This window comes from Methanosarcina sp. KYL-1 (assembly GCF_024372725.1).
GTDB lineage: Archaea > Halobacteriota > Methanosarcinia > Methanosarcinales > Methanosarcinaceae > Methanosarcina.
Map to the genome: position 1 here is coordinate 218,046 of NZ_VOUA01000003.1, position 11,703 is coordinate 229,748.

The 11,703-nt window shown below is 45.0% G+C and carries 11 protein-coding genes; 6 read left to right on the plus strand and 5 right to left on the minus strand.

What is annotated here, in order from left to right:
- Positions 1-499: 499 nt before the first annotated feature.
- The 3 genes from FTO70_RS04500 to FTO70_RS04510 all read right to left on the minus strand — a co-directional run bounded on the left by FTO70_RS04500 (position 500) and on the right by FTO70_RS04510 (position 2,416).
- The gene (locus FTO70_RS04500) at positions 500-1,198 is read right to left on the minus strand and encodes a dolichol kinase (RefSeq protein ID WP_255334507.1); all 699 of its coding nucleotides are present in this window, start codon (positions 1,196-1,198) and stop codon (positions 500-502) included.
- Between the two features lie 211 nt (positions 1,199-1,409).
- Positions 1,410-1,793: a hypothetical protein gene (locus FTO70_RS04505; RefSeq protein ID WP_255334508.1), complete on the minus strand. Its 384-nt coding sequence runs from the start codon at positions 1,791-1,793 to the stop codon at positions 1,410-1,412.
- Between the two features lie 212 nt (positions 1,794-2,005).
- Positions 2,006-2,416 carry a GNAT family N-acetyltransferase gene (locus FTO70_RS04510; RefSeq protein WP_255334509.1) on the minus strand — a complete coding sequence of 137 codons (411 nt, stop codon included), beginning with the start codon at positions 2,414-2,416 and terminating at the stop codon, positions 2,006-2,008.
- A 58-nt stretch (positions 2,417-2,474) separates the two neighbouring features.
- Here FTO70_RS04510 and FTO70_RS04515 point away from each other — a divergent pair, with 58 nt between their 5' ends.
- The gene (locus FTO70_RS04515; protein WP_255334510.1) at positions 2,475-3,224 is read left to right on the plus strand and encodes a carbonic anhydrase; all 750 of its coding nucleotides are present in this window, start codon (positions 2,475-2,477) and stop codon (positions 3,222-3,224) included.
- A 138-nt stretch (positions 3,225-3,362) separates the two neighbouring features.
- Here FTO70_RS04515 and pncB read toward each other — a convergent pair whose 3' ends face one another.
- Positions 3,363-4,544, minus strand: coding sequence for a nicotinate phosphoribosyltransferase (gene pncB / locus FTO70_RS04520; RefSeq protein ID WP_255334511.1), 1,182 nt, complete (start codon positions 4,542-4,544; stop codon positions 3,363-3,365).
- Between the two features lie 159 nt (positions 4,545-4,703).
- Between pncB and FTO70_RS04525 the strand changes: the two genes are divergently transcribed.
- From FTO70_RS04525 to FTO70_RS04545, 5 genes are all read left to right on the plus strand, one after another.
- Positions 4,704-4,952 (plus strand): hypothetical protein, encoded by a 249-nt coding sequence (locus tag FTO70_RS04525; protein ID WP_255334512.1) that lies wholly within the window; start codon positions 4,704-4,706, stop codon positions 4,950-4,952.
- 392 nt (positions 4,953-5,344) lie between these two features.
- The gene (locus FTO70_RS04530; RefSeq protein ID WP_255334513.1) at positions 5,345-5,485 is read left to right on the plus strand and encodes a hypothetical protein; all 141 of its coding nucleotides are present in this window, start codon (positions 5,345-5,347) and stop codon (positions 5,483-5,485) included.
- A gap of 55 nt (positions 5,486-5,540) precedes the next feature.
- On the plus strand, positions 5,541-6,725 hold the full coding sequence (locus tag FTO70_RS04535) for a PLP-dependent aspartate aminotransferase family protein (RefSeq protein WP_255334514.1): 1,185 nt from the start codon (positions 5,541-5,543) through the stop codon (positions 6,723-6,725).
- 120 nt (positions 6,726-6,845) lie between these two features.
- Positions 6,846-7,346: a type 1 glutamine amidotransferase domain-containing protein gene (locus FTO70_RS04540; RefSeq protein ID WP_255334515.1), complete on the plus strand. Its 501-nt coding sequence runs from the start codon at positions 6,846-6,848 to the stop codon at positions 7,344-7,346.
- Positions 7,347-7,628: 282 nt separating this feature from the next.
- Positions 7,629-8,552 carry a serine/threonine-protein kinase RIO2 gene (locus FTO70_RS04545; RefSeq protein ID WP_255334516.1) on the plus strand — a complete coding sequence of 308 codons (924 nt, stop codon included), beginning with the start codon at positions 7,629-7,631 and terminating at the stop codon, positions 8,550-8,552.
- 14 nt (positions 8,553-8,566) lie between these two features.
- Here the strand turns inward: FTO70_RS04545 and FTO70_RS04550 are convergent, their stop codons facing one another.
- The gene (locus FTO70_RS04550) at positions 8,567-11,560 is read right to left on the minus strand and encodes a PAS domain S-box protein (protein WP_255334517.1); all 2,994 of its coding nucleotides are present in this window, start codon (positions 11,558-11,560) and stop codon (positions 8,567-8,569) included.
- Positions 11,561-11,703: the final 143 nt, after the last annotated feature.

Here is an 11,703-nt window from a genome sequence, read left to right on the forward strand (position 1 = left end):
CCCCATTTAGCACAAAGATTAATCTGGACTAATCTCTGGTCACATTTTAAATTGCTTTGAAAATTTATATACTTATACCTTAAAATTTAAGCAATTTTATTCAAGGTATATTTTTTTCGAAGCCGATACCGATAGCCAGAAGTAGCTGGGCTCTTTTTACGGCTATGCCTTCCCAACTGCATTCAGGCCTATAAACCCGAGAAAAACTCTATCCGGACCTAAGGTCCGAACCCCTTCTCACAATATATTATTCCTAATATATTGCTAACAGTAATATATTAAGTTTTATATATGGTTAAAACCAAATAATTTAAACAGTTCCCCCGTTTTGCAAGTTCTTACGGAAAAGAAAATATCAAATTTTAAAATCAATAGTCATCAGAAGTGCTCCTGTGAACATCTATTCAGAAAATTTCAGAAAAGTATATGAAATTCGTTGAATAACAGGCACAAAAAAATGAAAGTGCATGGGCACTTTCATGCCAAGTAAAGGTTCATATCAATAGAACGGAACGGTAAATGAAGGGAAGTAATAGTAAGCCACCAGCAGGATAAATAAGCCAACTGCCGGCACGGTGATGTTGTCGTCTACGTTTTCTATCCTTTCGACAAATGAGCACAATATTCCCGCAAGAATCCCGGCAATACCCATTTTAGCGCCGATAATTATGCACAATACCAGCATACCCGCAGTGCCTTCCCAGGCTTTTGTCCGTTTGTTATACTTGAGGTTCCTTATTATTCCGGTTATCCCGTCCCCGTAAGCCATAAAAAGCACAGGTATTACTCCAAGCCAGAAGCTTTTGTCAATGTACCAGGTAAAAAGCACTATCAATCCCCAGCTCAGGGTGAAATCTACCTCATATAAATTTTCAGGGTCCTGGAACCAGTAAATCAACCTGTCTGTTTTATGCGGGATATAAGTCGTAAAGGCAAACCCAAATGCCATCATTGCCGGCAAAATGGGTTCACGGGCAACAAAGGGCAGCAGCATTGCCGTCACCCCTCCTGCCAGGAAATGGATTGATTTTCTGGAAAAATATATTGAAGAATTGTTCGACCTTCCCTTTTTTAAAGCGAAGGTATAGACCTTCTTTGATAATACAAGCAGAACAAATAAATTCCAGATGGCCAGTACCGCAAATATGGGCAGGTCAGCAACTATGGACTCCCACGTTATTTGAAGCACAGCTTCCATGACACCCTGTATATCTTTCAGATATAAGGTTTTTTTGGATTTTTTTCAAAGTTTGTTCATCTGTTATTACATTATTTATATTTTAATCCGGGGAAAAGTTTGTATTTCAGTCCGGATAAAGTAACCGTAATTATATTGTTCAGTCATCCATGGAAACCTTTTTCGACACCATTTTCGACACCATTTTCGACACCTTTTTCAGACACCTTTTTCAGGCACCTTCGCTCTCACCGGCTGCTTTGCAGCTGGTTTTTCCAAAGTATATTCGTATGCTAAAAAACTTATCATGATAACTTAAAACTGTATTGTAATAACTAAAAAGTTCATCCCGATGACTGACTATATTGGAATCTCCAAAATGAATAGCAGGCTGGCTGAAAAAATTGGGTTTGCCAAAGAAGGTAGAAAGTAAAAGCGATCTGAAGATAGTGAAAGCGATCTGAAGATAGTGAAAGCGATCTGAAGTAACAGCAATCGGAAAAAAGGCAGGGATGTAAATAAAGCAAAGACCGATAAAGCCTGAAAAATACTCTTTTCCATATCTATGTTTTATTTCCTTTTGGGGAGGCGCCGCCAGGCAAGCTGGCGGGGGCATTCCTATAACTCCTAGACTGAAAACCTATTTTCGGAACAAGGGTAGTATTTCTTTGTTCAGGTATATTTCTTTGTTCAGGTATGAGTCTAATGCTGTTTTTCTCAGTTTTAATGGAATGAACGGAACTATACCAGATCCGAAATAAATAGAGGAATCTCATCATCCCCAACGGTGAAACCACAATTCTTATAAAAATTAACTTTGTTTGAATATTAAATTACAACCTGTGTTCTACACCTGGAATATTTATCAGTCATCATTTTTACGAGAGTTGCACCGATTTTTTGCTTATGGTATTCCGGCCTGACTAAAAGGTAGTGATAGTAAACTGTCATAACCCCATCGGACAGGGCGTTCATGAGCCCAACCAATTTGTCCCCATCCCATGCTGTATAAACGGAATGTGAGTTTGCAATTGCTAACTGCAGTTCTTGCGGATACTTTGCCGACTCCCATTCAACAGACTTAAACAGAGAAACAAGCCTTTCTATTTCGATATTTTTATCATCAGAATATCTTATGTTCATACTTTTCCGTTTCCTTTCCTTATCCCTTACTTGCTTTCTTCTTGATGTTTTTCCTATAATTAATCCTTTTACTTTTATTATTTTATCTTTTTTCAAATAAAAATAGAAAGTGCTATATATTTTATATTCTTCACAATGTGAACGGAGGATTGTTATGAGGTTTGACAAAAAGGTCTGTATAGTCCTTATTCTGTCCCTGGTGCTGGCCCTTGCCGGGAGCGGTTGCGTCTCCCAGGGAGAAGGAGCAGAAGAAGGAGAACACGCGGAAACTGCGGTCGAGGGTTCGGCCTCGAATGTCTGGGCGAATCCCGTGACCCCCTGGAATCCCGAACCGACTGAGCCGACGATCGATTCGACTGCCTACATCCACCCCCAGGCGTCGGTTATCGGAGATGCGACGATCGGGGCCAGGGTCATGGTCTCTCCCTTCGCTTCGGTCCGGAGCGACGAAGGAATGCCGATTTTTGTCGGGGATGAAAGCAACATCCAGGACGGGGTTATACTCCACGCCCTTGAGACAATCGACGAAGAAGGCGAGCCTGTGGAAAGCCACATTATTGAAGTTGACGGGGAAGAATACGCTGTCTACGTGGGAGAACGGGTTTCCCTTGCCCACCAGGCCCAGATCCACGGCCCTGCTTACGTTGGCGATGATACTTTCATCGGCATGAAGGCGATGGTCTTCAAGGCAAAGGTCGGAAACAACTGCGTGCTTGAGCCTACTTCAGCTGCAATCGGCGTGACCATCCCTGACGGCAGGTACGTCCCGGCAGGCACCGTGGTCACTTCCCAGGCCGAGGCTGACAAACTACCTGAAATAACGGACGACTACGCCTACAGGCACACCAACGAAGCCGTTGTGTACGTCAACGTCAACCTGGCCGACGGTTACAACGCAGTGTAAATAATTTCCCGGACATCCATTCCCCCTCCTGCAATCAACTAAAAAATACGGATGTCCGGAGAAAAACGGATTTTTAAAAACGGATTTTTTCTGTTTTTTCTTTTCTATCTTTTCTTTCGGACTATTGATCGTTTTCGATTACTCGTCCAGTCCTTTTCTTCCGAAAATGTAGTTTGCAACCCTCAGGGCATCCCGGCCTCCGGTCTCTTTTTCAGGGGAGTCGCTCAGTTTCACCACGGGGATGCCGTTGATGCTGTGCAGCTTTATGACCATGTTCAGGGGCGGGCTTTCCCGGAAAAACTCGGAGTTGTTGGTCAGGCTGGTCCCTATCCCGAAACTGCAGTTTATTTTGCCGCTGCAGTATTTTTTCAACTTTATTGCGTCTTCGGCGTTAAGGGCGTCACTGAAAACAACGACCTTTTTCATGGGGTCGATGCCCATTTTATTGTAGTGGGCGATCACCTTTTCCACAAAGACCAGGGGGTCTCCGCTGTCGTGGCGGACGCCGTCATAGATTTTTGAGAGTTTCAGGTTGAAGTCCTTGAAAAAGGCATCAGAGCCGAAGGTGTCGGTAAGGGCTATTCCCAGGTCTCCTTTATAGACCTCTACCCAGTTTTCAAAGGCAAAGCGGTTGGCATAGCGGAGCCCGACAAGGGCTGAAGTTCCCATGATCCATTCGTGTCCCACAGTCCCTATGGCTTTTAAGCCGTATTTCTTTGCAAAATAGACATTGCTGGTGCCTGAAAGGTTTTTTATCCCGGTCAGGGCTTTCATGACGTGGTCGTGGAGTTCAAAGCTCCGCCGGCGCCTGGTCCCGAATTCTGAAAAAAGGCAGCCGTTTTCTTCAAGGGATTTTCCTATTTCAATGATCTTTTCCCCGTAGGCTTCAAGGCTCCCATTTCCATTCCACCCGGTTTCGATGGTGCTGAAGTATAGTTCGGAAACTGAGGCCATGAGCACAATTTCCCAGAGGATGGTGCTGTGCCAGGGGCCTTTGACCCGCATGTCCAGGCCCTTTTCTTCGGTGAGGCAGACTGTCACCTCTTCCGGCCTGAACCGGAAGTTTTTAAGGTACTCGAGGTACATGGGCTTAAGGTAAGGGCAGTGTTCCCGGAGCCAGTGGTACTCCTCATCCGTCAGTGTTAATTTCGAGATGTCCTCGTCTATTACTCTCCTGAGTTCTTCAACAAAGCCTTCGGAAAAGCGCTGGGTTCCCCGATTGGTAAAGCGGTATTCTGCTTCGGCTTCGGGAAAGAGTTCCAGTACCGCCATCTGCATTGTGAATTTGTAAAGGTCATTGTCCAGTATTGATTCAATCACGCGGGCCCTTCCTTCTTACGTTTTTAGTTTACTTATATGGAAGCGTTTCAGGATATATATTTATATGCATAACATGCTTAATTAGTATCGGAAGTACAACCATTCACATCTATTCAAAAAATATCAAAAAATGTTCAAAAAATGAAATGAGGAGACAGTATGGCATACAAGATTTTTATGGTAGAAAATTACGTGCTTCGCTACGACCGGAAAAATGAAAGGCCCTGGATCATCTTCCACTACAAGGAAGACGGGATATGGCGCAACGTCAACTGGTTCCCCCCAAAAGAAAATGCAGTATACATCGCGGATATGCTCAGGAATGAGAAGCCAATTTACTGGGTGCCGGAAGGGGAATACCTGACCACTTCGGGAGAAGTCGTGGGAGAAGAAGAAAGCTCGGCCTGAGGCATGAGAAGTGAATCGGATATCAATAAACCTGATGTAAAGGCTTTTTTAGGGCTCAGCTTTTCCTTTTTTATGGCTCTTTCTTCCTTTTTTAGGGTCCTGTTTTCTCTGTTTTAGGGTCCTGTTTTCTCTGTTTTAGGGTCCTGTTTTCTCTGTTTTAGGGTCCTGTTTTCTCTGTTTTAGGGTCCTGTTTTCTCTGTTTTAGAGTCCTGTTTTTCCTGTTTTTCCCAGAATATTTCCAGTACTCTGGAATCCCGGGGTGCAGGTTTGATTGTTTCCTCCCCAAACCCGGATCATCGGAAAACTTTCCTGCCTTTTCTTAATAGAAGTTCCATAACCCTTAATTCTCCTTAAACAAATATCTCATAAAGGACTTAGATCTCATAAGGGACATGGATCTCATAAGGGACATGGATCTCATAAGGGACATGGATCTCATAAGGGACATGGATCTCATAAGGGACATGGATCTCATAAGGGACATGGATCTCATAAGGGACATGGATCGCATAAGGAACTTTGAGATCTCATAAGGGACTTAGATCTACATGAGGGATTTAAGGGACGTTTTTCAAGGGGGTTTTGGAAATGAAAGATGCCATAAAGTTCGGGACAAAATGCGTGCATGCCGGGGAGAAACCTGACCCTGTTTTCGGGGCGCATACGACGCCGATATTCCAGACATCCACTTTCGTGTTCGAAAATGCAGGGCAGGGGGCAGCACGGTTTTCGGGGGAGGAAGCCGGGTACGTGTACACCCGGATCCCACCTAACACGCCCACCCACTCTGTCCTGGCTGAAAAGGTTGCGGTACTTGAAGGCGGGGATGCAGGGCAGACCTTTGCTTCCGGGATGGCCGCAATCACGGCAGTCGTGCTTTCCCGCCTGAAACAGGGGGACCACCTGATCTCAACGGACGTGGTCTACGGCTGCACCTACAGCCTCTTTCGGGAAGTGCTCCCGCGGCTCGGCATAGAGGTCAGTTTCATTGATACCTCAGACCTGGCAGCGGTGAAGGCCGCATTTAAAGAAAACACGGGGATGGTCTTTCTGGAAACGCCTGCCAACCCTACAATGACCGTCTGCGATATAGGAGAAATCGCCTGTATGGCCCGGGAGCATGGGGCCCTTTCAGTGGTCGATAACACCTTCTCAACGCCCTATTTCCAGAGGCCCCTTCAGCTTGGGGCTGATGTCTCCCTCAGCAGCTGCACCAAATATATCGGGGGGCATGCCGACCTGCTGGGGGGAATTGTTGTCGGGAGCCTGGATTTCATGCGGAGCCTGTACCCGGTTGTGGGGTATACCGGAGGCATCATGGGTCCCCATGAAGCCTGGCTCTGCATAAGGGGGCTTAAGACCCTGCACCTCAGGATGGAAAGGCATGCTGGAAATGCCCTGAAGGTTGCGGAATTTTTGGAGGCACATCCGAAAATCGCCTGGGTCAGGTACCCCGGGCTTCCGAGCCACCCCCAGCACGCAGTTGCAAAAAAGCAGATGAGCGGGTACAGCGGGATGCTCTCTTTCGGGATCCTGGGCGGGGTTGAGGCCGGGCGCAGGCTCATGGACAGTGTCAGGCTCTGCTCCCTTGCCGTAAGCCTCGGGGCTACCGATACCCTTATCCAGCACCCGGCTTCTATGACCCATGCCTGCGTCCCTCTGGACGTCCGAAAAAGGGTGGGCATCACGGACGACCTGGTAAGGCTGTCAGTTGGCGTGGAAGACGCAGAAGACATAATCGCTGACCTGGAACAGGCCCTGGAAAAGGTTTGAAAGGGCGGGCAGGCCCTGACCATTTTTCATTTTCGGAACCAGATAAGGTATATCTGACACAGGGATAATCTTATGCCTGCAGCACTTAAACAAAAGGCAGTATACAAAAGGGGGGATCTTATGAAAGCAATCATATTCGGAGCCGATGGTTTTGAAGACCTGGAACTTTTCTACCCTCACCAGCGTTTGAAGGAAAAAGGAATCACCGTACATGTCGCCTCGATGCAAAAGGGCCCCATAAGGGGAAAGCACGGGTATGAGATCGCAGCAGATCTCGCTTTCAGGGACGCGGACCCTGCTGACTACGACATCCTCGTGATAGCCGGAGGAAAAGGCCCGGAAAAGGTCAGGCTTGATAAAGCCGCCCTTGAAATCGTAAAACACTTTTTCAGGGAAAACAAACCGGTTGCTGCAATCTGCCACGGCCCCCAGGTCCTTATCTCCGCAGGAGTCATAAAGGCCCGGAAAGCCACCTGTTGGATAGGAATCAGGGATGACCTGATAGCCGCAGGAGCCCTTTACGAGGACAGCGAGGTTGTCGTGGACGGAAACCTTGTGACTTCAAGGCAGCCGTTTGACCTGTATGCCTTCGGAAGGGAGATGGTCAGGCTTTTAAAATGAATGGGGTGCCGGAAGTGAAGGAAGTGATATAACTGTTAAAACCGTGTACAATGATTTTTCGAGAGTAGCATCCCGATAAAGAGTTGTGGGTGTTTGTGTCCCGGGTGATTTGAGCAAATATACGCATAGTTTCATGTATAGTTTCATGTATAGTTTCATGTATAGTTTCATGTATAGTTTCATGTATAGTTTCATGTATAGTTTCACGGTTTTTCCAGTCCGAAATAGGATAAGCGTCCTGAGAGCGATTATTTAAATATCGAGGATTATATCTAATAGCAAATGATCGACGAAGTGCTGAAAGTTTTTAAGGAGCTTGACAGGAAAGATTTCAGGATACTGATGGGTATCGAAACGGGAATGAAGCATTTTGAATGGGTGCCTGTGGAAGACGTAGGCAAATACAGCAAAATGCCCCTGGAAAAGCTGGAATACAGGATGCAGAAGCTGGTCAGGAAGAACCTTGTGGTCAGGACCACCCAGCCCTATGAAGGCTACCAGATCTATTTCGAAGGCTACGATGCCCTGGCCCTCAACACCTTTGTGAAAAGGAAGAGCATCAGCGCTATCGGAGACGAGGTGGGGGTAGGAAAGGAATCCGTAATCTACGAAGCCATCAGGGAACCCGAACTTGCAATAGGGGGCCCCGTCCCTGTCATAATCAAATTCCACAGGGAAGGCAGGACCAGTTTCAAGCAGGTAAAAAGGGTCCGCGACCATCTCGGGGAAAGGGAACACTTCTCCTGGGTCTATGCAGCCCGCCTTGCCGCCCAGCGGGAATACGAAATCATGCAGACGCTTTACCCGAAGGTCTCCATCCCGAAACCCCTGGACCAGAGCAGGCACGCCATAGTCATGGAGGTGGCAGAAGGAAGCCTCCTTGCAAAGACAAAGCTTATCGAGCCCGAATGGTACCTTGACGAGATCCTCCGCCAGGTAAAAATTACCTATTCTATGGGAGTCATTCACGCAGACCTCAGCGAATACAACATATTCGTTGCCGAAGACCGCGTCCAGTTAATCGACTGGCCCCAGTACGTCACCCCTGAGCACCCCCATGCCGACGAACTGCTCGAAAGGGACGTCTCGAACGTGCTGGCCCACTTTGCCCGGAAATACGGGATCAAAAGAGAACTCGGTGAGGTTATCGAAGAGATCAAAAGGGAATCGGGCAAAGGTGAAGAAGAAGCTGCAGGCGAGGCATAAATTTCCCCGGCAAATTAAATTATTTCCCGTCTACAGGGCATTATAATTGTGAATGTGCTTCCTTTTTCCACTTCACTTTTAACCCTTATTTCTCCACCATGCATTTCAACGAATTTTTTGACTATCGTCAGGCCTAACCCTGTCCCGTTGTACATTCTGGAAAGCGAGGAATCAACCTGTTTAAAGGGTTCAAAAATTGTTTTTTGTTTATCCTCCGGAATTCCGATTCCGCTATCCCTTACTGATATTTCTATTATGTTTCTTGACTTTTTAGTCTCAACCTGTACGTATCCATTTTCGGGGGTAAATTTCAGGGCATTATTCACAAGGTTATGGAGAATTTGCTTGAACTTTATTTTATCTGCATATATCTCCAGGTTAAGAGGTTCGGCTGAGAAATCCATGGATATTTTTTTAGAAGTGGCTAATGGAACTGCGATATTCTTTACATCTTCAAAAACATCTGCAACAGATACGGTTTCAAAAGATAGCGAAACATCTCCGGATTCTATTCTGGAAATATCGAGAATATCATTGATCAGGTTAAGAAGGTGGTTTCCACTTATGGAAATGTTGTTAAGATACTTCAATTGCCTTTCATTCAGGGGACCGAACATCTGGGTGAGCAATATATTGGAGTAACCTATTACCGAATTGAGAGGTGTTCGCAGTTCATGGCTCATCGTCGTGAGGAACTCACTTTTGGTTCGGTTAGCTTCCTCTGCATGGATTTTTGCGTTAACAAGAGCTTTTTCCGCCTCAGCCTTTTCAGTAACATCCCTGATACTCCATACACGGCCTTTAGTTATTCCATTGCTTATGAGCGGAGTTGATAGACTTTCAAATGTCCGTCCATCTTTAAAATGAATATAAGAATTATCGGTTTCATTTGAGCTGTAAATGGTCTGCTCCTTCAATACATACTCTTCAGGGCATTTCACCTGGCCTAAAAAAAAAGCAAATAACTTTTCGTAATTTTTAGTGCTGGCCAGAGCTTCAGGTATTTTCAACATTTTGACAAGCTTTGAATTTGAAAAAAGGATTTTATGGTTTTTGTCAACAACAAAAATACCGTCAACAGTTGATTCAAAAATAGATTTTAGAATCGTGTCCCTATACTGGAGTTCCATTGAAGCCCGCTTTTGCTGAAGTGCAAGTGCATAAAGTGCGGCAACTTTTCTGATTGCTTCAAATTCGGAATCTGAATACCCGCGTTTTGAATTTGCAAGGGATATCTGTCCCATGAGTTCATCCCCGACAATTGCCGGGACACTTAAAAAATTGTTCAGGGAAATGTGCCCCTCGGGGGCTCCTCCTGATCCCGGATACATCTCCGGAGAATTTGTATAAAAGCCTTTTTTCGTGTTTAAAGAGTGGCCGAGTAATTTGGGATAAAGGCCATCCGGCCTTTTTGGAAAAGCAATTCTTTTAGCGTTTTCCTTTATGCTGCAATTTTCCATCATTCTGGTCAGAGTATGGCAGACGTTATCGCCGGTTTCGGGGTCAATGGAAGAAACATATCCGTGTTCGCTTCCTGTCAGCTCCTGAGAGACCGAAAGGACAATGTTTGCAATCGTCTCAATGGAATTATTCGGGTCTATCAGGGCATCTGCCAGTTCTGCAAGTGACCTGTTGACGGCAAGTTCCCATTTCAATTTATTTTTGGATTCTTTGTATTCGGTAATGTTCATTGAAAAAATTGCGAAATAGGACAATTGGTTGGATGAGTCATAAACGGGGTAGATGTTGTTGAGACAATAATGCCCACCTCGCATATCCTTAAACTTTACAGGTCTGCGCTCAGCCAGAGCGGAATCGAACATTTGTTTCCGAGAGTTCTTTATTTCTTCAGGAAGTAATCTATTGAGTTTACGCCCAATGCATTCTTCCGGTGTGGTCTTAAGCCGCCTGGCTGCGGTTTCATTAATATAAACAACTGTACTATCCGGCTCCACAAGAATCGCAGATTCTGTAATAGCATCCATCATCGAGCGCAAAAGTTTTTCATTTTCGAAAGCTTTTCTTTCGGCTTTCTTCTGGGCCGTGATATCTTTGAAAACACAATGTGTCTGCTTGAAACTGCCATCCTCGTTATAGGCTATTTTCCCGTCAATGACTATATTGATCCTTTTACCGTCTTTCCTTATCACTTCATATTCGGAGCCATGCGTTTCTCCCTGTGCCCCGAATTTGAGAAAATTCTGTTTGAATATTTCAACATACTCAGGTGCAAGAAAATCCCCTAACCACTTTCCAACGACTTCTTCGTAGGAATAACCGAGGTTTTCGAGCCATGTATTATTTACATCAATGAAATATCCGTATTCATCAAGGGAATGATAGCTCAGGGGAGCTTGCTGGAAAAGGAGTTTGAATCGGTTTTCAGCTTCAAGAAGGTCTTTTTTTGTGTAAATAGCTTGAATTTTTGTTGAAATGTGGGAGGCAATTGTTTCAATGGCAGAAACATTTTTAACTTTTTGTCCTTTCGGCACCAGAATGGAGATGCTCCCAAAAACCTTCTCTTCGTTTGAAAAACCAATAACCCGGATGGAGTCGATGTTAAGAATCTCTTCAACTTTTTTACAGGAATCGGAGGGTACTTTTTTTGCCAGCAAGGCATGGAGGCCATCTTTAAAAGATTCAAGTTTGCCGCTTGTAAATAGGTGGCTATTTAACTCCATATCTTTCATCCGGAAGGAAATGTCATCAAGACCTTTTTCCGGAATGCCAGCCGCTTTCTCCGTCAAGCCCTCAAGCCCTATTGCTGCTCTTATCCTGACAGCATTTGTACTGCCATCATAAAGTGATACAATGACATAGCAATCCCTGTTTAACTTGTGAACGGCTTCTCCGGTTAACTCACATATGATGTCAGTATCTTCGAGCTGGTATGTTTTGGTTAAGATGTCGTTAACGACCTGAAGTTCATGCAGACGCTCGATATAATCAAATGAATTCGAACCGGTTTCAAATGGTTCGTTGTATCCGTTTTTATTGTGGCCGCTCATCCAGTATTTATCTCTTTGATTTTTATATATATAAGTTCTTGTTTATTATAGGATACTCTAGAAAAAAGCTAATTACCGGGCCTATTTTTCCGGGAAAGCTTAAAGGAGATAAATTTTAAAAGTTGAGGGTTAGCTGATACGAG